Here is a 23619-nt window from a genome sequence, read left to right on the forward strand (position 1 = left end):
CACTGTTGATAGAGGTGTTGGCTGAACCACCGCTTTCGCGGGCAAGCCCGCTCCCACAGGTGATCGGTGTTGGCGGGCTGTCAGTGCTCGGCTGCAGATCGCCCAGACACTGCCCATCCCCTGTGGGAGATGTCGAGCTTTAGCGAGGCTGCGAAGGCGGTGGCACTGTTGGCGGATATGCTGCCTCTCAACCATAGAATCTCCCACAGGGGGTTGGCAGTGGAGCAACTGTGCAGGCTGGCTTGCGAAGGCGGCAGCACATTCACTCCAAATCCCACTAATGTCGCTTGCCCCAGAACTCCCGCGCCAACTGCCGCAAGTCTTCCGCCAACGCCGCCACATCCCCGGAACTGCGCTGGCTGCGCTGCCCCGCGCAGACGGTGGCCTCCCCTGCATTGCGAATGCCGACAATATTGCGATTGATGTCTTCGCTCACCGCACTTTGCTCCTCCACCGCCGCCGCGATCTGCTGGCTCATGCCGGTGATCTGGCTCACGCGCTGGCTGATGCCATCCAACGCGGCCGCCGCCCGTTGTGCCTGCACGACGCTGGCGTCGACATGTTCGCTGCTCTGCGCCATGGCCTGCACCGCGTCCCGCGCGCCGCCTTGCAGGGTGCTGATCATGCGCTGGATTTCGTTGGTCGATTGCTGGGTGCGTTGCGCCAGGCCGCGTACTTCATCGGCAACCACGGCAAAACCACGGCCCTGCTCGCCGGCCCGCGCCGCTTCGATGGCGGCATTCAGTGCCAGCAGGTTGGTTTGTTCGGCAATGGTGCGGATCACCTCCAGCACGCTGCTGATTTCACCGCTGTGACTTTCCAGTTGGTGGATCACCTCAGTGGCACGGGTCAGTTCCTGGGACAGGCGCAACACCGCATCGCGGCTTTCATCCACCCGCAGATGGCCTTCACGGGTTTCGTTGCCGGCCTGGTCGGCCGCCTTGGACGCCACGACAGCATGGTTGGCCACCGCAGCCACACTGGCGGTCATCTGGTGGATCGCCGCCGCCACCTGATCGGTCTGGGTCTGCTGGCCGAGGCTGCTGGCATGACTGCTGTCCAACTGCTCGACCAACTGCGCGGCATGCCCGGACAAGCGCCACGATGCATCGCCGATGCGCCCGACCACTGCGCCCACCTGGGCTTCGAGCATGTGCAGGGCAAATTCGATCGTCCCGCACTCATCCGTGCGTCCGGTGTAGATCGCCTGGCTCAAGGGGTTGTCGGCGATTGCACGCGCGCGTTGATTCAACTGCGCCAGGGGCCGCAGGATCGCGTTGACCCCCGCCGCGCCCACAGCGCCACCGAGCACCAGCGCCAGCAGTTGCCAAACCAGCGCGTAGTCCGCCAGGCCCAGTCCCAACGCCCAGGTCAGGCCGCCGGTGCCGACCACCCACAACGATAACTTCAGGCCCATGCCGAACGTGGGCAGCAGCGGCCGCTTGCCCCCGCGCAATTGGGCGTAGGCACGTTCCGCTGCTGCGATGCGGTGCGCATCCGGCTTGGTGCGCACCGACTGATACTCCACCGTCACACCATCACGCGTGACCGGCGAGGCATAGGCGCTGACCCAATAGTGATCGCCGTTCTTGCAGCGGTTTTTCACCATGCCCATCCACGAGCGTCCCGCCTTCAAGGTTTGCCACATGTGCGCAAACGCCGCGGCCGGCATGTCCGGGTGACGCAACAGATGGTGCGGTGCGCCGAGCAGCTCCTCGCGGCTGTAGCCACTGACGTCGATAAAGTCCTTGTTGGCGTAGGTAATCACACTGGTCAAGTCGGTGGTCGAGAGGATATTGGCGTCAGGGGCAAAGTCCACATTTCGACCGGTGACCGGCAGGTTGATCTTCATGGATAAGCGCGCTCGTAATGGTTGGAGAGTCGGCAGGGCCGTCGACTCTAAGCGCACCAAGGGGGCAAATACTGATCCAGCTCATGTTCCGCGCAATTAGTTTGCTATCACGGCGTGCCGGGGGATGTCCAGGTGATAGGGCTGGGTGATCCGCTGGTATTCGCCGTTGTGCATCAACTGCTCAAGGGCGCGGTTCAGATCATTGCGCAGCGCCGTATCAGGCTTGCGCAGTGCAATCGCCACACCGTCACCCAATGATTGCGCCGAGATGGCAGGGCCAAGGAAGTCGAAATCCTGGCCGTCTGCCGTGTCGAGCAGCAGCTCGCGGATCTCTATGGGGCCTTGCAAGGTTGCATCTATATCGCCAGCCACCAGGCTGCGCACGAGTTCTTCATTGAGCCAGAAACTCTTGATGATGACGCCCGCCGGCGCCCATTTCGACAGGGCGAAGGCTTCGCGATTGCTCCTCAGCAAGACCCCGACGCGCTTGCCTTTGAGCGAGCGCCGGTTCGGCAGCAAGCCCGAGGTTTTGCGCGCTACCAGGCGGGTGGTGAAGGGATAGAGATCATCGGTGAAATTTACCCGCTTGCGCCGCTGAGCGGTCGGCGCCATGCCCATGATCGCGTCGAATTGCCGGGCTTCAAGGGCTGCGAAGCTCTCGACGAGTACCTGATCGACCCAGATGCAACGTGCGTTGAGCTGCTCACACAACGCATTGCCCAACTCGATGTTCAAACCCACCAGGCGGCCGTGCTGATCACGGCTTTGGAACGGCGGAAACTGCGCGGCGACGGCGAAGCGGATTTCGCGCCGTGGCAGGTCATCGGCTATTGCGATAGTGAAGCCCCCGGACAACATCAATAGGGCGAGGGAAACACGCAGGTGTGTCAGGGCCACAGGGGACGTCCTTTTCTAGAAAAACCAGCTTCATCCTCATCCAACCCCGTGAAGAGGCCGTGCAGGTGTCGCGAAAGCTTTCAAAAAAAGGACCTGTGCCTACAAGCAGAAATATCGACTGAGGCTGTAGGCATTTACCACTACAGCTTGTGACCCTCTACTCTCAGCGTTTACCCATGGAACGACGGGTGCCCGGTGGCGCCATGCCAGGCGATTTGGTGTGACCGTTCTTGGCACCGTTTTTATACCAAGGTTGGGCGGCATTCTTCGCCCCGGCCAGCTCACCCGGTTTGAAGGGAAACTTGAACGCCGGGATCTCGGCTTTTTCAACGCCTTCGGCGTTGGCCGAATCGACGAGGTCGGCCGCTTCAACAGGGGATTGTGTCGGGGAATTCATGAAAGCTCCGGGGCATGCAGATAATGATGCGGGGCCGGCTTGCAGGCCACACTGGCGCGCAGTATACCTGCGGGCCCGTGATCTTTTACCACTGTCGTACGAATGGTCAGCATGTAACTGACAGCGCCGTCAGAAAGCGGTCACCTTGCTGACCGGGTTCACAGGCTATAAATACCCATCCTTTTTCCACCTCTCGTCCCGGCACCTGACAGCATGCACATTCAACGCAAAACCGCCTTGATCGTTGGCGTCCTCGTGGTAGTGGCCATTGCGGCATGGGTCTTCACACGGCCAGCCAAGACCAAATTGGTGGCTTCGACCGCCGTGCCGGTACGCGTCATCCACGTGGTGGAACAGGACCTGCCGCGCTACGTCAGTGGCATCGGTTCGGTGCTGTCGTTGCACAGCGTGGTGATCCGCCCGCAAATCGACGGCATCCTCACCCGGCTGCTGGTCAAGGAAGGACAACTGGTCAAGGCCGGGGACCTGCTGGCGAGCCTCGACGACCGCTCGATCCGCGCCAGTCTCGACCAGGCCAGGGCCCAGCTGGGACAGAGCCAGGCGCAACTGCAAGTGGCCCTGGTCAACCTCAAGCGCTACAAGGAACTGAGCGTCGACGACGGCATCTCCCGGCAGACCTACGACCAGCAACAGGCGCTGGTCAACCAACTGAAAGCCACGGTGCAAGGCAACCAGGCGGCCATTGACGCGGCCCAGGTACAGCTTTCCTACACCCAGATTCGCTCGCCGGTCACAGGTCGCGTGGGGATACGCACGGTGGACGAAGGCAACTTCCTGCGCATGAGCGACACCCAAGGCTTGTTCTCGGTGACGCAGATCGATCCGATTGCCGTCGAGTTCTCCCTGCCGCAGCAAATGCTGCCGACCCTGCAGGGGCTGATTGCCGCCGACCACCCTGCCAAGGTCGAGGCTTACCAGGGCGCCGATACCGAAGGCCGGGACAGTGACCTGCTGGGCCAGGGCCGCCTGAGCTTGATCGACAACCAGATCAACAGCACCACCGGCACCCTGCGCGCCAAGGCCGAGTTCGCCAACACCGCGCAGAAGCTGTGGCCCGGCCAGTTGGTGACGATCAAGATCCAGACTGCCCTCGACCGCAATGCCCTCGCCGTCCCCCCGACCGTGGTGCAGCGTGGCCTGGACTCGCATTTCGTGTACCGCATCAAAGGCGACAAGGTCGAGACCGTGCCTGTGCAGGTGGTGTATCAGGACAGCGAGCGCAATATCCTCAAGGGCATCCAGGCCGGCGACGTGTTGGTCAGCGATGGCCAATCGCGGCTCAAGGCCGGCGCCCAGGTCGAGATCCTCAAGGAGCCGCCCCAAGTGATCCAGACCGCTGACGTCCAGGTGCAGCCATGACGTCGCGAGGTTCGGTTTCGGCCTGGTGCATCGACCGCCCGGTCGCCACCCTGTTGCTGACCTTTGCCCTGGTGCTGCTTGGGCTGATTGCCTTCCCCAAATTGCCCATCGCCCCACTGCCGGAAGCGGAGTTTCCGACGATCCAGGTCAGCGCCCAATTACCCGGCGCGAGCCCCGACACCATGGCCTCGTCGGTCGCCACGCCGCTGGAGGTGCAATTCAGCGCCATCCCCGGCATGACCCAGATGACCTCCAGCAGCGCCTTGGGCTCAAGCCTGCTGACCCTGCAATTCACCCTCGACAAAAGCATCGACACTGCGGCGCAGGAAGTGCAGGCGGCGATCAACACCGCCGCCGGCAAACTGCCCAGCGATATGCCGAGCCTGCCGACCTGGCGCAAGGTCAACCCGGCGGACAGCCCGGTGCTGATCCTCAGTGTCAGCTCCCATGACATGCCCGGCACCGAACTGAGCGACTTGGTGGAGACCCTGCTTGCCCGGCAAATCAGCCAGATCGACGGTGTCGGCCAGATCAACATCACCGGCCAGCAACGCCCGGCGATCCGTGTGCAGGCCTCGCCCGACCGGCTCGCCGCCATCGGCCTGACCTTGGCCGACGTACGCCTGGCCATCCAGCAATCGAGCCTGAACCTGGCCAAGGGAGCGCTGTACGGCAAGCACAGCGTGTCAACCCTGGCGACCAACGACCAGTTGTTTCACCCGGATGAATACGGTGACCTGATCATTTCCTACAAGAACGGCGCCCCCGTGCAACTGCGCGATGTTGCCAAAGTGGTCAACGGTTCGGAAAACGCCTACGTCCAGGCCTGGGCAGGGGACACCCCCGGCGTCAACCTGGTGATCACCCGCCAACCCGGCGCCAACATTGTCGAGACCGTCGAGCGCATCCAGGCCGAACTGCCGCGCCTGGAAGCGATGCTGCCTGCCGCGGTGCAGGTCAGCGTGCTGATGGACCGCACCACCACCATCCGCGCTTCGTTGCATGAAGTGGAAATGACCCTGCTGATCGCCGTGTTGCTGGTAGTCGGGGTGATGGCGATTTTCCTGCGCCAGTGGTCGGCCACCCTGATTGTGTCGAGCGTGCTGGGCGTGTCGTTGATCGCCAGTTTTGCCCTGATGTCCGTGATGGGTTTCAGCCTGAACAACCTGACCCTGGTGGCGATCGTGGTGGCCGTGGGGTTTGTGGTGGACGATGCGATCGTGGTGGTGGAGAACATCCATCGCCACCTCGAAACCGGGCTGGACAAACGCGAGGCGGCGATCAAGGGCGCCAGTGAAATCGGCTTTACCGTGGTGTCCATCAGTGTGTCGCTGGTGGCGGCGTTCATTCCGCTGCTGTTCATGGGCGGCGTGGTCGGCCGGCTGTTCAAGGAGTTTGCCTTGACTGCTACGTCCACCATCCTGATCTCCGTGGTGGTGTCGCTGACACTGGCCCCGACCCTCGCGGCCCTGTTCATGAAAGCGCCGAGCCACCGCGGCCATGACAACCCCGGCTTTGGCGAGCGGCTGCTGGCCGGATACGAAAAATACCTGCGTCGCGCCCTGGCCCATCAACGCACCATGGCCGGTATCTTCCTGCTGACCCTGGGCCTGGCCGTGGTCGGCTACGTATTTATCCCCAAGGGTTTCTTCCCGGTGCAGGACACCGGTTTCATCCTCGGCACAAGCGAGGCAGCGGCGGATGTGTCCTACCCGGACATGGTCGCCAAGCACAAGGCACTGGCCGAAATCATGCAGGCCGACCCGGCCGTGCGCGCGTTTTCCCACTCTGTCGGCGTGACCGGCAGCAACCAGACCATCGCCAATGGACGCTTCTGGATTTCCCTGGTGGATCGCGGCGACCGCGACGTGTCCGCCAGCCAGTTTATCGACCGTATCCGGCCCAAGCTGGCCAAGGTGCCGGGGATCGTCCTGTACCTGCGCGCCGGGCAAGACATCAACCTCAGTTCCGGCCCCAGCCGCAGCCAGTATCAATACGTGCTCAAGAGCAACGACGGTGCGCTGCTGAACACCTGGACCCAGCGGCTCACCGAAAAACTGCGCGCGATCCCACAATTTCGCGACATCTCCAATGACCTGCAACTGGGCGGCAGCATCACCCACATCACCATCGATCGCCGCGCCGCCGCACGCTTCGGCCTCACGGCCACCGACGTCGACCAGGCGCTGTACGACGCGTTCGGCCAGCGCCAGGTCAATGAGTTCCAGACCGAAATCAACCAGTACCAAGTGGTGCTGGAACTCGACACCCAACAGCGCGGCAAGGCCGAAAGCCTGAATTACTTCTACCTGCGCTCGCCGCTGACCAATGAAATGGTGCCGCTGTCGGCGCTGGCCACGGTTGACGCGCCCACGGTCGGGCCGCTGTCCATCAGCCATGACGGCATGTTCCCGGCTGCCAACCTGTCGTTCAACCTGGCGCCCGGCGTGGCGCTGGGTGATGCGGTGATCCTGCTCGACCAGGCGAAAAACGAGATCGGCATGCCGGCCTCGATCATCGGCAACTTCCAGGGTGCGGCCCAGGCGTTCCAGAGTTCCCTGGCCAGCCAACCCTGGCTGATCCTCGCTGCACTGGTGGCGGTCTACATCATTCTCGGCGTGCTGTATGAGAGCTTTGTGCATCCGCTGACCATCATCTCGACCCTGCCCTCGGCGGGCCTCGGGGCACTGGTGATGCTGTGGCTGCTGGGGCAGGACTTTTCGATCATGGCGCTGATCGGCCTGGTGCTGTTGATCGGCATCGTCAAGAAGAATGGCATCCTGCTGATCGACTTCGCCCTGGAGGCGCAGCGCACACGCGGCTTGTCAGCCCATGATGCGATCTTCGAAGCCTGTATCACCCGGTTCCGTCCGATCATCATGACCTCCCTGGCCGCCCTGCTCGGCGCCCTGCCGCTGATGCTCGGCTACGGCGCCGGTGCCGAACTGCGCCAGCCGCTGGGCATCTCGGTGGTCGGCGGCCTGCTGGTCAGCCAGGCGCTGACGCTGTTCACCACGCCGGTCATATACTTGTACCTCGAAAAGTTTTTCCACAGGCCCAAACCAGCGCTTGCGCCGGTGACCACACATTAAGGCCTAGGCCCCGTCCTGGAACGAAAGGCTCATGCGCGTCCTGATTATTGAAGATGAAGAAAAAACCGCGGACTACCTGCACCGCGGCCTGACGGAACAAGGCTACACCGTCGACGTGGCTCGCGAAGGCGTCGAGGGTTTGCACCTGGCGCTGGAGAACGACTACGCGATCATCGTGCTGGATGTGATGCTGCCAGGCCTGGACGGTTTCGGCGTGCTGCGGGCCTTGCGCGCGCGCAAACAGACGCCGGTGATCATGCTCACTGCCCGCGAGCGCGTGGAAGACCGCATTCGCGGCCTGCGTGAAGGCGCGGATGATTACCTGGGCAAGCCGTTTTCGTTCCTTGAACTGGTGGCGCGCCTGCAAGCCCTGACCCGCCGCAGCGGCGGGCATGAGCCGGTGCAGGTGACCGTCGCCGACCTGTGGATCGACCTGATCAGCCGCAAGGCCAGTCGCAACGGCCAGCGCCTGGACCTGACCGCCAAGGAGTTCTCGCTGCTCAGTGTGCTGGCGCGTCGCCAGGGCGAGATCCTGTCCAAGACCGCGATTGCAGAAATGGTCTGGGACATCAACTTCGACAGTGACGCCAACGTGGTGGAGGTCGCGATCAAACGCCTGCGCGCCAAGCTCGACGGACCGTTTGAAGAAAAACTGCTGCACACCATTCGTGGCATGGGTTATGTGCTGGAGAGCCGCAGTGTCGGCTAACTCCATCGCCCTGCGCCTGAGCGGCATGTTCACCCTGGTGGCGCTGCTGATCTTCGTGTTGATCGGCGGCGCGCTGTACCAGCAGGTGGACCGCAGCCTGGGCTTGTTGCCGGAAGCCGAGCTGGATGCGCGCTACAGCGTGCTTGAATCGTCGGTGGGTCGCTTTGGCACGCCCGAACATTGGGCAAAAATCACCGCCAAGCTCAAGCTGCTCAGTGAAGAGGACAAACGTATCCACTTCTGGGTAGTGAGCGGCGACCCATCCTACGAATACGGCAACCCCGACCCACAGATCCGTGCCTTTGCCAACGGGCACACCGGCAAGCGCGATTTGCATCTGCCGGGCCACCAGCATCCGTTCAAGGCCCTGGTGAGCCAGTTCCCGGCCAAAGATCAGCGCCCGCCGCTGCGCTTCATGATCGCCATCGACACCGAGAACTTTCACGCGACCCAGCACCATCTGCTGGTGGCGCTGATCAGCCTGGCGTTTGTCGGCGTAGTCCTCGCCGCGCTGCTGGGCTTCTGGGTCTCGCGCATCGGGCTCAAGCCGCTGGGCAAGCTGTCGGATGAGGCGCAGAAACTTGCGCCACCGAAATTGTCCGGGCGCTTGCGGTTGTCGCCGCTGCCGCCGGAGCTGAGCCAGTTCGTCAACTCGTTCAACTCCACCCTCGACCGCGTGGAACACGCCTACTCGCGCCTGGAATCGTTCAACGCCGACGTCGCCCACGAGTTGCGCTCACCGCTGACCAACCTGATCGGCCAGACCCAGGTCGCCCTGACGCGTGGACGTTCGGCGGAACACTACTTCGAAGTGCTGCAATCGAACCTCGAAGAATTGGAACGCCTGCGTTCGATCATCAACGACATGCTCTTCCTCGCCAGCGCCGACCAGGGCAGCAAGGCCACCAAGCTGATCGAAAGCGCCCTGGCCGATGAAGTGGCAACCACTCTCGACTATCTGGATTTCATCCTCGAAGACGCCCAGGTCAGCGTGCGGGTCAGCGGCGATGCCACGGTCCACATCGAAAAAGCCCACCTGCGCCGCGCACTGATCAACCTGCTGAGCAACGCAGTGCAACACACCGCGCCAGGGCAGGTCATCGATGTGAAGATCGAGGTCCAGGCGGATCAAGTGGCAATCGGCGTGACCAACCCCGGCGAGGTGATTGCCAGCGAGCACTTGCCGCGCTTGTTCGAGCGCTTCTACCGGGTGGACGCCTCGCGCAGCAACAGTGGCGCCAATCATGGCCTGGGGCTGGCCATCGTCAAGGCGATTGCGCTGATGCACGGCGGCGACGTCTTTGTACGAAGCGACGCCAACGGCAACACCTTCGGCATCACCCTGCCCTTGTAGTGAGCGGGCTTGTCCCGCGCCGGGGGACTAAGCCGCCCTCAATCCAAGCACCGCGGTCGCCCTGAAAAACCGAGGCGTACCATTTTGACCGGCTGCGCCACCCACGCTGAGGAGGCAAGCCCGCCCACCACACTGTTGCGATTTGGGCAACAGTCATTATCTTGTTACACTCTGTATCGTACCGCTCGCCTGCGTTAATTTGACGCATCGATGAGTGTGACGGCAAAAGCAGTTTGCGCTTACCCGAATTTCCCTCGACTTATTTCCAGGGCTCTACACTGGGAATCTGTTTAAAAGCCGCTGACTTCAGCGGCTTTTTTTTGCCGTAAAAAAGGCCAGGAACACCCCACGACATGGCCGTTCTCGATTGATCCAAAGGAGCTCCCCCGGTGAAGAACTCGCTGACGTTCACCCCGTTATTCCTCGCGATTACAGCAACGATCGCCCCGCTGACCCACGCGGCAGGCAGCCCCCCCGCCGACGGCTTCGTCGAAGGCTCCCACCTCACCGTCAACACCCGCAATTACTACATGAACCGCGACCGACGCGACATTCACAGCGATGACAGCAAGGAGTGGGGCCAGGGCTTTCTCGGCACTTTCGAATCCGGCTACACCCAGGGCACCGTTGGCTTCGGCCTGGACGCCCACGCCATGCTCGGCCTCAAACTCGATGGTGGTGGCGGCACAGACGGTTCCAGCATCCTTCCGTACGGCAGCGGCAACGGCAAGGCGCCGGGGTCCTTCTCCACGGCGGGCGGCACCTTGAAAATGCGCGCGCTGGACACTGAATTGAAGGCCGGCGACCTGTTCCTCAACAACCCGGTGATCGCCGGCGGCATGACGCGCATGCTGCCGCAGACCTTCCGTGGCGTGACCCTGGCCAACCACAGCCTCGACGGTTGGCTGTTCGAAGGTGGCCAGGCCAGTTTCACCAAGCTCTATAACCAGAGCGGCCACCAGCGCATCGGCACCAGCTACGGCGCCCTGCCGAGCCACACCGATGCACAGCACATGAACTGGGCCGGTGTGTCGTTCAGCGGCATGCCCGGGCTGACCAGCAACCTCTACGCCTCCGAACTGAAGGATGTGTGGAACCAGTACTACTACGACCTGGACTACACCTACGCGCTGAACGACCTGGTCAGCCTCAATCCCGGCCTGCACTACTACCACACCCAGGACACCGGGCAATCGCTGCTAGGCAACATCGACAACAACACCTACAGCCTGCATTTCACCGTGGGCGTGGGCCATCACAGCGTCACCGCCGCGTACCAGCGGGTCAACGGCAACACGCCGTTCGACTACATCGCCCAGGGCGACAGCGTGTACCTGGACAACTCCCAGCAATATTCGGACTTCAATGGCCCGAACGAACGCTCGTGGAAACTCAAGTACGCCTACGACTTCAGCGGCCTCGGCATGCCTGGCCTGACGTCGGCAGTGTCCTACATCAGCGGCAAGACCGACCTGACCAGCGTCGACCCGCAAAGCCGTGGCTACAGCCGCTGGTACAGCGCCGAGGGCAAGGACGCCAAGCACTGGGAACGGGACATCGACCTGAAATACGTGGTGCAGGGCGGCAAGGCCAAAGACTTGGCCGTGCGCCTGCAATGGGCGACCAACCGCGGCAGCAACGGCTATTCGGCGGTGGACAATGACGTGGATGAATACCGCGTGATCGTCGACTATCCGATCAACGTGTTCTGATCCGGGGATCTTTCTTTTTTACCAGCCATTTAATTTTCGTCGCGTAGAACTAAACTGCCAGCATTCCAACCGCTGAAGTCTGCACGATGAGCCAAGACCGTGGCCGTACCCTGCCTGCACGCCCAGAGCTTTTTCTGATTCTGGGCAGTGGCCTGACTGTTGTCCTGATCATGGTGATTGTCGCGGCGCTGTTGATCCGTGAACACGCCAGCACCCTGCAGGCAGCCCAGCGCGCGACCACCAACATCACGCAACTGATCAATGCCGATGTACTGCGTAACGTCGAGCTATACGACCTGACACTGCAGGGACTGATTGCCGCCACCACGCGCACGGACCTGGCGAAAGTGCCCCCGGACGTCAGACATATGGTGCAGTTTGATCAATCCATCGCGGCCCCCTTCAAAGGCGAAGTGCTGTTGCTGGACACCAACGGTGATGTGACTGCCGACTCCTCGACACTGTGGCCGACGCCGCGCAATTTTGCTGACCGGGACTATTTCCAGGCGCATAAAGACAATGCGCAGGCCGGACTGTTTATCAGCCGCCCGTTCAAAATCCATTGCGCCTGTGATCAAGTATGGCGAATCGCATTCAGTCGCCGAGTCTCAGGCCCCAGCGGCGAGTTCGCCGGTGTCGCAGTGGCCACCATGCGCCTGGCGTATTTCGATCAGTTGTTCAATCGCCTGACCATCGGCAATGGCAGCACCGTCAACCTGCTGAACACCCAGGGCATCCTCCTGGCCCAGCAACCGTTGCTGGAACGCGACATGATCGACAAGGACCTGAGTGATCGCCCCAACTTCAAACGCATGCTGCGCGAAGGCGAAGGTAGCTTCCGGGCGATTTCCGCCATCAGCGGCACCGAACGTTTGTATACCTTCACCACCGTCGGTGAGTTGCCGCTGATCGTGGTAGTGGCGCTGTCCAGCGAGGATGTGTTCGCCCCCTGGGAACGCGCCGCGCTGCTGACTTCCGGTGCCACCGGCGTGCTCTGCATCGGCTTGCTGTGGCTGACCTGGATGCTGCGCCGGGAATTGCGCCGCCGCTATCGCACCGAGCGGGTGCTGTCAGAACTGGCAGCCACCGACGCCCTGACCGGCCTGGCCAATCGCCGCATCCTCGACGAACGCCTGCGCCTGGAATGGGACCGCGCAAAGCGCTCCACCGAGCCGTTGACCTTGCTGATGATCGATGTCGACCACTTCAAGGCCTTCAACGATCGCCACGGCCACCACGGCGGCGATGAGGCGTTGCGTAACGTCGCCCAAGTGATCGGCACCAATATCCGCCGCCCTGCCGACCTGGCGGCACGCTATGGTGGCGAAGAGTTTGCAGTGGTATTGCCGCATACCGATGCCAACGGCGCCCAGGTCATCGCCGAGCATATCCGCAGCAGCGTCGAGAACTTGCCACGGGTGGCAGGGGACGAGCGGCCAATCACGGTGAGTATTGGCTTGAGCACGTGGGACAAGCACAGTCGGCTGTCGCTGGAGGCGCTGTTGTTGAGTGCGGATCAGGCGTTGTATGAGGCCAAGCACACGGGGCGCAACCGCACGGTGGTCGCCGCGACCCTCTGACATGTCAATGTGGGTTCTGGCTTGCCTGGCAAAGCGCAGTGTCAGGCGGCAGATGTGTAGCTGACATATCGCGTTCGCGGGCAAGCCCGCTCCTACATTCTTGATCTTCATAAGCCTGAACGGCAGGCATAAAAAAAAGGCCACCCGAAGGTAGCCTTTCAAAACTAAAGAAAGAGAGTTGTTACTTACACCGCCGCAACGGGACGCATGTAAGAGATCGGTGCGGTGCTGGCATCTTCGAAGGTCACGACTTCCCAAGCGTCTGTCTGCTCAATCAACTTGCGCAGCAGCTGGTTGTTAAGGGCGTGGCCCGACTTGAAGCCTTTGAACTCGCCTATCAGGCTATTGCCCAGCAGGTAGAGGTCACCGATTGCATCGAGGATCTTGTGCTTCACGAATTCGTCTTCGTAGCGAAGGCCGTCTTCGTTCAGTACACCATCCGCGTCGACCACGATGGCGTTTTCAACGCTGCCGCCGAGTGCGAGGTTGTGCTTGCGCAGGTACTCGATGTCACTCATGAAACCAAAGGTACGGGCGCGGCTGACTTCTTTTACGAACGAAGTGCTGGAAAAATCCACGCTTGCACTTTGGGTGCGGTCACGGAATACCGGGTGATCGAAATCGATCTCAAAGCTCACTTTAAAGCCTTCGAACGGGACGAAGGTGGCGCGCTTGTCGCCGTCTTCTACTGTCACTTCCCGCAGAATGCGAATGAACTTCTTCGCTGCGTCCTGTTCTTCCAGGCCGGCAGATTGGATCAGGAATACGAAAGGTCCAGCGCTGCCATCCATGATCGGGACTTCGGACGCGGAGAGCTCGACGTAGGCGTTATCGATGCCCAGGCCAGCCATGGCCGAGAGCAAGTGCTCCACCGTGTCCACTTTGACGTCACCGTTGACCAATGTGGTCGACATGGTGGTTTCGCCAACGTTTTCCGCGCGAGCAGGAATATGCACGACAGGGTCCAGGTCGGCACGCACAAACACGATGCCGGTGTCGACAGGTGCAGGCTTGAGGGTCAGGTATACCTTCTCCCCGGAGTGCAGACCTACACCTGTGGCACGAATAATATTCTTCAGGGTGCGTTGTTTAATCATGGCTTGGACCGCTTCAGCGCAAATTGCGAACTGGTATCAACAAAGGCTGGCGATAATAGCAGACCAGACCTTTGCTGAACACCAATCACCTTCATAGCCCTGATACATTCCATTAATCGGCCTGACGACGCAGGAATGCCGGGATGTCCAGGTAGTCCAGATCATCTTGCGGATTCGGGCTACGGGACGCCGCAGCACCGGCCTGAGCCTGGTTGCGCATCACGGTCGGACGGTCCAGGTCGCGGTAGTTCACCGACGGCAGTTCCTGGCGCGAAGGCGCTGGAGCGGCAGCCGCCTGGCTTACCTGGCTGGTGTGCAGGGTGTTGTCGATGACCTTTACAGGCTTCTCGATCTTGGCACCCAGGCCGGTAGCAACCACGGTCACGTGCAGTTCGTCGCGCATGTCCGGATCGATAACGGTACCGACCTTGACCATGGCGTGCTCGGAAGCGAAGGCTTCAATGATGCTACCCACGTCGGAGTACTCACCCAGGGACAGGTCAGGACCGGCAGTGATGTTCACCAGGATGCCGCGTGCGCCCTGCAGGTTCACGTCTTCCAGCAACGGGTTGCGGATGGCTGCTTCGGTGGCTTCACGTGCACGGTTCGGACCGCTGGCGCAGCCAGTGCCCATCATCGCCATGCCCATTTCGCTCATCACGGTGCGTACGTCGGCAAAGTCGACGTTGATCATGCCTGGGCGCTTGATGATGTCGGAGATACCGCGAACGGCACCGGCCAGTACATCGTCAGCCTTGGCGAAAGCGGACAGCAGGCTCGCGTCCTTGCCCAGGATGGTCAGCAGTTTCTCGTTGGGGATGGTGATCAACGAGTCAACGCTTTCAGACAGCAGACGGATGCCTTCGTCGGCGATCTGCATGCGCTTGCGACCTTCGAACGGGAACGGACGGGTCACGACTGCAACCGTCAGAATCCCCATTTCCTTGGCCACTTCGGCAATGATCGGTGCAGCACCGGTACCGGTACCGCCGCCCATGCCGGTGGTGATGAACACCATGTTGGTGCCTTGCAGCACTTCGGCAATACGCTCGCGGTCTTCCAGGGCGGCTTGACGGCCGACTTCCGGATTGGCGCCAGCGCCGAGGCCCTTGGTCACAGCCGTGCCCAATTGCAGGATGGTCCGCGCGCCGATGCTTTTCAGCGCCTGGGCATCAGTGTTGGCGCAGATGAATTCAACGCCTTCAATGTTGCTCTTGACCATGTGATTGACAGCGTTGCCGCCGCCACCGCCGACACCGATCACTTTGATGACCGGGCTTGCGGGGATGTTGTCTACGAGTTCGAACATGTTCCCTCTCCTTTCAGTTCTCTAGTTTTTTCGCCTACTGCTTACTGCGGTGTTGCGGTAAATCTTTAAAAATTGCCTTTTACCCAAGCCTGCAAGCGCTCGAACAACGGGGCCTTGGCTTCATCGTCACTGCGATAGCTGTCACGGATGCTCGGGCCCGACAGGGAAATGCCGTCGGTCTGCTTTTGCAGGCCGTACAACAGCAAGCCCACGCCAGTGGAATAAATCGGGTTGCGCACCACGTCGCCCAGGCCCTTCACGCCATGGGGCACGCCCAGGCGCACCGGCATGTGGAAGATTTCCTCGGCCAGTTCGACCGCGCCTTCCATCTTCGAGGTGCCACCGGTGAGCACGATGCCGGCCGGGATCAGATCTTCGTAGCCGCTGCGGCGCAGTTCAGCCTGGATCAGGGTGAACAGCTCGTCGTAGCGTGGCTCGACCACTTCGGCCAGGGCCTGGCGCGACAGTTCGCGCGGTGGACGGTCGCCCACGCTTGGCACCTTGATGGTCTCGCCGGCACCAGCCAGTTTGGCCAGGGCGCAGGCGTAGCGGATCTTGATTTCTTCGGCGTACTGGGTCGGTGTACGCAGCGCCATGGCGATGTCGTTGGTCACCTGATCACCGGCAATCGGGATCACCGCGGTGTGACGGATCGCACCCTCGGTGAAGATCGCGATGTCGGTGGTGCCGCCGCCGATGTCCACCAGGCACACGCCCAGTTCTTTTTCGTCGTCGGTCAGCACGGAGTAGGCCGAAGCCAGTTGCTCCAGAATGATGTCGTCGATTTCCAGGCCACAACGGCGCACGCATTTTTCAATGTTCTGTGCGGCGTTGACGGCGCAGGTCACTACGTGGACCTTGGCTTCCAGGCGCACGCCCGACATGCCCAGGGGCTCACGCACGCCTTCCTGGTTGTCGATCACGTAGTCCTGCGGCAGCGTGTGCAGCACGCGCTGGTCAGCCGGGATCGCAACGGCCTGGGCAGCGTCGAGCACGCGTTCAAGGTCGGCAGAGCTGACTTCACGGTCGCGGATCGCCACGATGCCGTGGGAGTTCAGGCTGCGGATGTGATTTCCAGCCACGCCGACAAACGCCGAGTGGATCCGGCAACCGGCCATCAGCTGCGCTTCTTCGATGGCGCGCTGGATCGATTGCACGGTGGACTCGATGTTCACCACCACGCCCTTCTTCAGGCCCCGGGACGGATGCGTGCCAATACCGACGATCTCGATCACGCCGTCTTCCCCGACCTCGCCCACCAGCGCCACCACCTTGGAGGTGCCGATATCGAGACCGACGATCATTTTGCCGCTTTGCACGTTTGCCATGGGTCCTGCCTCTTCTTAATTCTTCGCGACAGCGGGTTGCGCTGCCGTGGGCGCAGCCGGTTCACGCCAGCCGACGGCAAGGCCGTTGGCGTAACGCAGGTCGACGCTCGCAATGTTCGTAATCTGTTCTTTCAAGGTCTTGTCATAGATGGCAATAAAGCGGCGCATCTTTTCCACCAAGCGGTCGCGTCCCAGCAACAACTGGATGCCCGGGCCGGAACTGCCGGCGCCGGTCGTCAAAAACCAGCTGCCCCGTTCACGCAGTTCCAGGCGTGCAATGGAGAAGCCCAGTGGCCGCAGCATCTGGCTCAAGGCCTGGTACTGCTGCATCACTTGTTGTTGCGCCCGCTGCGGCCCGAACAGCTGCGGCAGGTGCTCATAGTTCGCCAGCTCACGCGGAGTGAACGCCTGGCCCTGGTTGTTCAACAGCGCTTCGTCACCCCAACGGGCCACGGGCAGTTGTTCTTCCAGGCGGATCGTTACCTGGTCCGGCCACACGCGGCGGACTTCGGCGTGGGCGATCCACGGCATCTGCTCCAGCTCCCCACGCATCCCCGCCAGGTCGATGGTGAAGAAGCTCGCCGCCAGGTACGGGCCGATGCGCTGCTGCACCGCTTGCTGGCTGATGTAGCTCAAGTCGCCCTGCACGCTGATCTTGGTGATCGGGCGGTCGGCATACGGCAACAGACGCTGCGCGCCTTCGTAGGTTCCGAAGCCCAGCACCACCAGCAACACCGGCCAGTACAGCGCCTTGAGGAAACCAAAATTGGCTTTCGGCAGGCGCGCCGACATCGGCTCTTTGGCCACCATCCGGCTGGCACCCCGTGGCACCGGCTTGCGGCTCGGTGCTTGTGGGGGCTGATGACGAAGCGATGCGCCTTTCATGTCTTAGCCTCGGGGCTCAACGCTGGCGGCCAGGATCGCCAGCACCAACTGCTGGAAATCCAGGCCCGCTGCGCGAGCGGCCATTGGCACCAGGCTGTGGTCGGTCATGCCGGGTGCGGTGTTGACTTCAAGGAACCAGAAATTCCCTTGGTCATCCTGCATCACGTCTGCCCGCGCCCAACCGGCGATACCCAACGCCTCACAGGCTTTCGCCGTGAGGTCCATCAATTCCTGTTCCTTGGCTGCGTCGAGGCCACACGGGATCCGGTACTGGGTATCGGAGGCCACATACTTGGCGTCGTAGTCGTAAAAAGTGTGGGGCGTGCCCAATGCGATAGGCGGCAATACCTGACCACGCAGGGTGGCGATGGTGTACTCGGGACCCTGGATCCACTGTTCCACCAACACTTGCGAATCGTAGGTACTTGCCGCTTTCCATGCGTCGATCAATTCGGCGGCCGAGTTCACTTTGGCCATGCCGATACTGGAGCCTTCATGGGCAGGTTTGACGATCAAAGGCAGGCCCAGTTCCTTGGCTGCAGAAATACAATCGTCTTCGCTGCACAGAACGCTGTGACGCGGGGTGGGAATCCCCAGGCTGTGCCACACCTGCTTGGTGCGCAACTTGTCCATGGCCAGCGCGGACGCAAGGATGCCACTGCCGGTGTAAGGGATGCCGGCACACTCCAGCAGGCCCTGCATGCTGCCGTCTTCACCGCCACGACCGTGGAGGATGATGAAGGCGCGGTCGATCTTCTCGGCCTGCAAGCGGGCGAAGAAGTCGTCGCCCACGTCGATGCCGAACGCGTTCACGCCAGCGCTTTGCAGGGCTTCGAGCACGGCGTTGCCGGACTTGAGCGACACTTCGCGCTCAGCGCTTTTGCCGCCGAACAATACCGCGACGCGACCGAAGTCGGCCGGGGCGATTGTGGAAAACAGGGCGTCGTAATTCGTGGTCATTTCGACTTCCCCTGTGCAACGGCAAACAGCGGGCTCGCCAGCAGTTTCGGGGCAAGGCCACCAATGTCACCGGCGCCTTGGCAGAGCAAAATGTCGCCAGCACGCAGCAACGGCTTGACGATTGGCGCCAGGTCCACACCACGCTCGATGTAGATCGGGTCCAACTGGCCACGCTGGCGGATGCTGTTGCACAGCTTGCGGCTGTCCGCGCCCGGGATCGGTTCTTCACCGGCCGGGTACACCTCCATCAGCAACAGTACGTTGGCATCGGCCAATACATTGACGAAATCGTCGTAGAGGTCGCGGGTACGGCTGTAACGGTGCGGCTGGTACACCATCACCAGGCGGCGCTCGGGCCAGCCACCGCGTACGGCCTTGATCACGGCTGCGACTTCGGTCGGGTGGTGGCCGTAGTCGTCCACCAGCATTACGTCGCCACCCTCTACCGGCAGTTGGCCGTAGACCTGGAAGCGACGGCCCACGCCGGCAAAACCCGACAGGCCGGCGACGATGGCGTCATCGCTGACGCCCTCGTCACTGGCGATGCAGATGGTCGCCAAGGAGTTCAATACGTTGTGGTTGCCGGGCATGTTCACCGACACGTCCAACGGCTCGCGATCCGGACGCAACACGGTGAAGAAGGTTTGCATGCCTTCCTGGCGCACATTGATCGCACGCACGTCGGCGTCTTCGCTGAAGCCGTAGGTCACGGTCGGACGCTTGACCTGCGGCAGGATCTCACGCACCACCGGATCATCCAGGCACACCACCGCCAAACCGTAGAACGGCAGGTTGTGCAGGAACTCGACGAAGGTTTTCTTCAACTTGTTGAAGTCACCGTCGTAGGTCGCCATGTGGTCGGCGTCGATGTTGGTGACCACGGCCACCAGCGGTTGCAGGTGCAAGAAGCTTGCATCGCTTTCATCAGCTTCGGCGATCAGGTAACGGCTGGTGCCCAGTTGTGCATTGGTACCGGCTGCATTCAGGCGGCCACCGATCACGAAGGTCGGGTCCAGGCCACCGGCGGCGAACACCGAGGCGATCAGGCTGGTGGTGGTGGTTTTGCCATGGGTACCGGCGACGGCAATGCCGTGGCGGTAGCGCATCAGCTCGGCCAGCATCTCGGCACGTGGCACCACAGGAATACGGCGCTCAAGGGCAGTGGCCACTTCCGGGTTGGAGGTGTTCACGGCGCTGGATACCACCAGCACATCGGCGTCGGCGGCGTTCTCGGCACGGTGGCCGATAAAGATCTGCGCGCCGAAGCTTTTCAGGCGCTCGGTGACCGGCGACTCTTTCAAGTCCGAGCCGGACACCTGGTAGCCCAGGTTCAGCAACACTTCGGCAATGCCGCACATGCCCACGCCGCCGATACCGACGAAGTGGATGCGACGGATGCGGCGCATCTCGGGTTGTGGCATGGCTTTCTGATGCTCAACCATGGGCCACCTCCAGGCAGATATCGACCACGGTGCGGGTTGCGTCAGGTTTGGCCAGGCGGCTTGCGGTGCTGGCCATGCTGTTGAGTCGTTCCGGTTGCATCAAAACCTCGGTCAGGCGTGCGGCCAAATCGGCGGCGCCAGTCGTTCTTTGCGGCAGCAGGAAGGCAGCGCCCTCCCCGGCCAAATATTCGGCGTTGCGGGTCTGGTGATCGTCGATCGCATGGGGCAAAGGCACCAGCAAGGACGGCAGACCGGCGGCGGCCAGTTCACTGACGGTCAGCGCACCGGAGCGGCAGACCACCAGGTCGGCCCAGCCATAGGCTTGGGCCATGTCTTTGATGAAAGGCTGTACGTTCGCCTCTACACCGGCTTCGCGATAACGCGCAGCAGTGACTTCACCATGGTTCTTGCCAGCCTGATGAAAGACCTCTGGACGCAATTCCACAGGGAGTTGCGCCAGTGCTTCCGGCAGCAGTTTGTTCAAAGGCTCGGAGCCCAGGCTTCCGCCCATGATCAGCAGGCGCGCCTTGCGCCCCACCAACGCGTCACGGGCGATGTCCATAAACAGCTCGGTGCGTACCGGGTTACCGGTAGTGCGCAGCTTGTCCGATGCACCGAAGGTTTTCGGGAAGGCCTCGCACACCCGCGCAGCCAACGGCACCAACAGGCGGTTGGCCGTACCGGCGACGGCGTTCTGCTCGTGCACGATCACCGGCACACCGGCGAGTTTGGCGGCAACGCCTCCTGGGCCGGTCACGTAACCCCCGAAGCCGAGTACGCACACCGGCTGCACTTCGCGGATCACCTTGCGCGCCTGCCACACCGCCTTGAGCAACACGAACGGCGCCTTGAGCAGGGACAACTTGCTCTTGCCACGCAGGCCGGTGACGTTAATCAGGTGCAGCGGCAAGCCGGCATTCGGCACCAATTCGTTTTCGATACCGCGCGGTGTACCCAGCCAGTGCACGGTGTAGCCACGGTTCTGGAATTCCCGCGCACAGGCCAGGGCCGGGAACACATGGCCCCCGGTGCCGCCCGCCATGATCAGCACGTTAGCGCCCATGGGTCGGCTCCTCGGCAAAGTCGCTTTCGCTGAATTCCATCTCTTCGCTGCCCAGGTGGGTTCGACTCTCCCACTCGATGCGCAGCAACAGGCCCAGGCAAGCGCAGCAAATCACCAACGAACTGCCGCCGTAGCTGAGGAACGGCAAGGTCAGGCCCTTGGTCGGCAGCAGGCCGACGTTCACGCCAATGTTGATCAGGAACTGGCCGATCCACAGGAACGACAAGCCGTACGCCACATACGCGGCGAAATACTGTTTGGCCTTCTCGGCCCACAAACCGATGTACATGCCGCGCACACACACGAACACGAACAGTGCGACGGTGCACAGCGAGCCCACTACGCCGAGTTCTTCGGCGAGTACCGAGAACACGAAGTCGGTGTGGGCTTCCGGCAGGTAGAATTGCTTCTGCACGCTGTTGCCCAGGCCCACGCCCAGCCACTCGCCGCGACCAAAGGCGATCAGCGCCTGGGTCAACTGGTAGCCGGAACCGAACTGGTCGGACCACGGGTCGGTAAAGGTAATCAGACGGGCCATCCGGTAGGGTTGCGCCTGCACCAGGACGGTCACAGCCGCGACGGCCAGCACCACCATCAAGGTGAAGCGGAACAGGCCAACACCGCCAAGGAACAGCATTGCCGCCGCTGCCCCCATCATCACGACGGTGGCACCGAAGTCGGGCTCCATCAGCAACAGGCCGGCCATGGGCAGCAGCACGATGAACGGCTTGAAGAAGCCCATCCAGCTTTCGCGCACTTCTTTCTGGCGACGCACCAGGTAGCCGGCCAGGTAGATCACCACGAACACCTTGGCGATTTCCGAGGGCTGCACGTTGAACGCACCGAAGCCGATCCAGCGCATCGAACCGTTCACCTCGCGGCCGATGCCGGGCAGGATCACCATGATCAGCAAGCCAAACGCGCCGATCAGCATCAGCCAACCCAGGCGCTGCCAGGTGGCGATGGGAATCATCATGGTGACGATGCAGGCGCCGAGGCCGAGCAGCAGGTACACCAGGTGACGGATCATCATGTACAGGGTGTTACCCGACTGCACGGCGGCCACTTCGGACGATGCCGAGGTAATCATCACCAGGCCCAGGCCCAGCAGTGCGAGGCAACCGGCGAGCATCGGGAAATCAAGGTCGATACCGCGCCCGGTGATGATCGGCGACGGGTACGGCTTGATGATGTTTCTCAGACCGAGGCTCATACCAAAGCCTCCACGGCGCGGGCGAACAGCTGGCCGCGCTCTTCATAGTTCTTGAACATGTCGAAGCTGGCACACGCCGGCGACAGCAGCACCGCATCGCCCGGTTGGGCCAGGGCCTTGCACTGGGCAATGGCGTCATCCAGGGACGTGGCGCGCACTTGCGGCACCGCGTCGCCGAGGGCGGCAGCGATCAGGTCGGAATCGCGGCCCATCAGCACTACGGCGCGGCAATGTGCAGCGGCCGGGCCCTTGAGGTCCTTGAAGTCGGCGCCCTTGCCGTCGCCACCGGCAATCAGCACCAGCTTGCCGTCGATATCGGCACCCAGGCCTTCGATGGCAGCCAGGGCCGCACCGACATTGGTGGCTTTGGAGTCGTTGTAATAGTTGACGCCATTGAGCTCGCGTACCCATTGGCAGCGATGCTCAAGCCCGCCGAAGCTGCGCAGGGCCGACAACATGGCGTCGAACGGAAGGCCCACCGCATGCCCCAGCGCCAACGCCGCAAGGGCATTGGATTGGTTATGGGCGCCACGGATTTTCAGCTCGCGCACCGGCATCAGGTTCTGGAATTCGAAGGCCAGGTATTTCTCGCCGTTCTCTTCACGAATGCCGAAGGCTTTGAAATCGGGTTTGCCCAGGCCGAATGTCCAGCAAGGCATGCCCTCGCCCATCAGCGGACGGCTCAGGGCGTCCTGGCGGTTGACCACAAATTGCTTGGCGCCACGGAAGATCCGGTGCTTGGCCAGGTGATACGCCGGCAGGCCGCTGTAGCGGTCCATATGGTCTTCACTCACGTTCAACACGGTCGCCACTTCGGCGCCGAGGTCGTGGGTGGTTTCCAGCTGGAAGCTCGACAGCTCCATCACGTACAGCTCGACGTCGTCGCTGAGCAGGTCCAGCGCCGGCACACCGAGGTTGCCGCCCACTGCCACGCGCTTGCCGGCCGCAGCCGCCATCTCGCCGACCAGGGTGGTCACGGTGCTTTTCGCATTGGAACCGCTGATGGCCACTATCGGTGCCTTCGCGTTACGCGCGAACAGGTCGATGTCACCGGACAGCTTCACGCCGCGGGCCGCAGCGGCTTGCAGGGCGGGTGTCGCCAGGGCCAGGCCGGGGCTCACGTAGAGCTCGTCGGCACGGCACAGAAACTCGACATCCAGCTCGCCACAACGCACTTCCACGTGCGGGTAGTCACGGCGCAGCGTGACCAGCTCCGGTGGATTTTCCCGCGTATCGGCCACGGCAAACGACGTGCCCCGGTTCGCCAGGAAGCGAACCAGGGACATGCCGCTCTTGCCGAGGCCGACAACGATGCGGAAGTGGTCTGAAGCGATCAGGGACACTCGTTT

Annotated in this window: 18 protein-coding genes and 1 pseudogene; 6 read left to right on the top strand and 13 right to left on the bottom strand. The window is 62.1% G+C overall.

All coding sequences use genetic code 11. From position 1 onward, the window contains the following. Positions 1–277: 277 nt before the first annotated feature. The 4 genes and pseudogenes from OPU96_RS26340 to OPU96_RS26355 all read right to left on the bottom strand — a co-directional run bounded on the left by OPU96_RS26340 (position 278) and on the right by OPU96_RS26355 (position 3146). Positions 278–1351, bottom strand: coding sequence for a methyl-accepting chemotaxis protein (locus tag OPU96_RS26340; protein ID WP_370694908.1), 1074 nt, complete (start codon positions 1349–1351; stop codon positions 278–280). 219 nt (positions 1352–1570) lie between these two features. Continuing rightward, positions 1571–1852, bottom strand: a pseudogene (locus OPU96_RS26345) (PAS domain-containing protein); the annotation flags it as partial. A gap of 96 nt (positions 1853–1948) precedes the next feature. Then, complete coding sequence (locus tag OPU96_RS26350; protein ID WP_498559975.1) at positions 1949–2749, bottom strand: transporter substrate-binding domain-containing protein; 801 nt, start codon at positions 2747–2749, stop codon at positions 1949–1951. 163 nt (positions 2750–2912) lie between these two features. Then, on the bottom strand, positions 2913–3146 hold the full coding sequence (locus OPU96_RS26355) for a hypothetical protein (protein WP_192297600.1): 234 nt from the start codon (positions 3144–3146) through the stop codon (positions 2913–2915). A 213-nt stretch (positions 3147–3359) separates the two neighbouring features. Here OPU96_RS26355 and OPU96_RS26360 point away from each other — a divergent pair, with 213 nt between their 5' ends. From OPU96_RS26360 to OPU96_RS26385, 6 genes are all read left to right on the top strand, one after another. After that, positions 3360–4526: an efflux RND transporter periplasmic adaptor subunit gene (locus OPU96_RS26360; RefSeq protein WP_498559976.1), complete on the top strand. Its 1167-nt coding sequence runs from the start codon at positions 3360–3362 to the stop codon at positions 4524–4526. Next, complete coding sequence (locus OPU96_RS26365) at positions 4523–7618, top strand: multidrug efflux RND transporter permease subunit (RefSeq protein ID WP_498559977.1); 3096 nt, start codon at positions 4523–4525, stop codon at positions 7616–7618. Before OPU96_RS26360 ends, OPU96_RS26365 begins: the two co-directional genes overlap by 4 nt. A gap of 31 nt (positions 7619–7649) precedes the next feature. Then, a complete protein-coding gene (locus OPU96_RS26370; RefSeq protein WP_192297604.1) occupies positions 7650–8327 on the top strand; it encodes a heavy metal response regulator transcription factor in 678 nt (225 codons plus the stop codon). Next, on the top strand, positions 8317–9681 hold the full coding sequence (locus OPU96_RS26375; protein ID WP_498559978.1) for a heavy metal sensor histidine kinase: 1365 nt from the start codon (positions 8317–8319) through the stop codon (positions 9679–9681). The genes OPU96_RS26370 and OPU96_RS26375 overlap by 11 nt, the downstream gene beginning before the upstream one ends. A 389-nt stretch (positions 9682–10070) precedes the next feature. Beyond that, positions 10071–11393 carry an OprD family porin gene (locus OPU96_RS26380; RefSeq protein ID WP_305392087.1) on the top strand — a complete coding sequence of 441 codons (1323 nt, stop codon included), beginning with the start codon at positions 10071–10073 and terminating at the stop codon, positions 11391–11393. A gap of 86 nt (positions 11394–11479) precedes the next feature. Continuing rightward, the gene (locus OPU96_RS26385; RefSeq protein WP_498559979.1) at positions 11480–12973 is read left to right on the top strand and encodes a sensor domain-containing diguanylate cyclase; all 1494 of its coding nucleotides are present in this window, start codon (positions 11480–11482) and stop codon (positions 12971–12973) included. Positions 12974–13158: 185 nt separating this feature from the next. Here OPU96_RS26385 and lpxC read toward each other — a convergent pair whose 3' ends face one another. From lpxC to murD, 9 genes are all read right to left on the bottom strand, one after another. Further along, positions 13159–14070: a UDP-3-O-acyl-N-acetylglucosamine deacetylase gene (lpxC, locus tag OPU96_RS26390; RefSeq protein WP_016974965.1), complete on the bottom strand. Its 912-nt coding sequence runs from the start codon at positions 14068–14070 to the stop codon at positions 13159–13161. Between the two features lie 112 nt (positions 14071–14182). Further along, on the bottom strand, positions 14183–15379 hold the full coding sequence (gene ftsZ / locus OPU96_RS26395; RefSeq protein WP_017738690.1) for a cell division protein FtsZ: 1197 nt from the start codon (positions 15377–15379) through the stop codon (positions 14183–14185). Between the two features lie 65 nt (positions 15380–15444). Beyond that, positions 15445–16707, bottom strand: a complete 1263-nt coding sequence (gene ftsA / locus OPU96_RS26400) for a cell division protein FtsA (RefSeq protein WP_110623104.1) — start codon at positions 16705–16707, stop codon at positions 15445–15447. A gap of 15 nt (positions 16708–16722) precedes the next feature. Continuing rightward, the gene (locus OPU96_RS26405) at positions 16723–17592 is read right to left on the bottom strand and encodes a cell division protein FtsQ/DivIB (protein ID WP_192297612.1); all 870 of its coding nucleotides are present in this window, start codon (positions 17590–17592) and stop codon (positions 16723–16725) included. A 3-nt stretch (positions 17593–17595) separates the two neighbouring features. Continuing rightward, the gene (locus OPU96_RS26410; protein ID WP_192297614.1) at positions 17596–18552 is read right to left on the bottom strand and encodes a D-alanine--D-alanine ligase; all 957 of its coding nucleotides are present in this window, start codon (positions 18550–18552) and stop codon (positions 17596–17598) included. After that, positions 18549–19994 carry a UDP-N-acetylmuramate--L-alanine ligase gene (gene murC / locus OPU96_RS26415; protein WP_226457721.1) on the bottom strand — a complete coding sequence of 482 codons (1446 nt, stop codon included), beginning with the start codon at positions 19992–19994 and terminating at the stop codon, positions 18549–18551. The genes OPU96_RS26410 and murC overlap by 4 nt, the downstream gene beginning before the upstream one ends. Further along, entirely contained in the window at positions 19987–21057 is a 1071-nt protein-coding gene (murG, locus tag OPU96_RS26420; RefSeq protein ID WP_226457720.1) for an undecaprenyldiphospho-muramoylpentapeptide beta-N-acetylglucosaminyltransferase, read from the bottom strand. Before murG ends, murC begins: the two co-directional genes overlap by 8 nt. Beyond that, a complete protein-coding gene (gene ftsW / locus OPU96_RS26425; RefSeq protein ID WP_370694885.1) occupies positions 21047–22270 on the bottom strand; it encodes a putative lipid II flippase FtsW in 1224 nt (407 codons plus the stop codon). The genes murG and ftsW overlap by 11 nt, the downstream gene beginning before the upstream one ends. Beyond that, positions 22267–23613: a UDP-N-acetylmuramoyl-L-alanine--D-glutamate ligase gene (gene murD / locus OPU96_RS26430; protein ID WP_226457719.1), complete on the bottom strand. Its 1347-nt coding sequence runs from the start codon at positions 23611–23613 to the stop codon at positions 22267–22269. The genes ftsW and murD overlap by 4 nt, the downstream gene beginning before the upstream one ends. Positions 23614–23619 lie beyond the last annotated feature (6 nt).

The organism is Pseudomonas sp. RP-B7, assembly GCF_059803535.1.

Coding starts and splice junctions, on each gene's coding strand:
- murC (WP_226457721.1), bottom strand. CDS start 19,994: ATGGTTGAGCATCAGAAAGCCATGCCACAACCCGAGATGCGCCGCATC.
- lpxC (WP_016974965.1), bottom strand. CDS start 14,070: ATGATTAAACAACGCACCCTGAAGAATATTATTCGTGCCACAGGTGTA.
- OPU96_RS26365 (WP_498559977.1), top strand. CDS start 4,523: ATGACGTCGCGAGGTTCGGTTTCGGCCTGGTGCATCGACCGCCCGGTC.
- ftsW (WP_370694885.1), bottom strand. CDS start 22,270: ATGAGCCTCGGTCTGAGAAACATCATCAAGCCGTACCCGTCGCCGATC.
- OPU96_RS26405 (WP_192297612.1), bottom strand. CDS start 17,592: ATGAAAGGCGCATCGCTTCGTCATCAGCCCCCACAAGCACCGAGCCGC.
- OPU96_RS26360 (WP_498559976.1), top strand. CDS start 3,360: ATGCACATTCAACGCAAAACCGCCTTGATCGTTGGCGTCCTCGTGGTA.
- ftsZ (WP_017738690.1), bottom strand. CDS start 15,379: ATGTTCGAACTCGTAGACAACATCCCCGCAAGCCCGGTCATCAAAGTG.
- OPU96_RS26370 (WP_192297604.1), top strand. CDS start 7,650: ATGCGCGTCCTGATTATTGAAGATGAAGAAAAAACCGCGGACTACCTG.
- murG (WP_226457720.1), bottom strand. CDS start 21,057: ATGGGCGCTAACGTGCTGATCATGGCGGGCGGCACCGGGGGCCATGTG.
- OPU96_RS26410 (WP_192297614.1), bottom strand. CDS start 18,552: ATGACCACGAATTACGACGCCCTGTTTTCCACAATCGCCCCGGCCGAC.
- OPU96_RS26385 (WP_498559979.1), top strand. CDS start 11,480: ATGAGCCAAGACCGTGGCCGTACCCTGCCTGCACGCCCAGAGCTTTTT.
- ftsA (WP_110623104.1), bottom strand. CDS start 16,707: ATGGCAAACGTGCAAAGCGGCAAAATGATCGTCGGTCTCGATATCGGC.
- OPU96_RS26355 (WP_192297600.1), bottom strand. CDS start 3,146: ATGAATTCCCCGACACAATCCCCTGTTGAAGCGGCCGACCTCGTCGAT.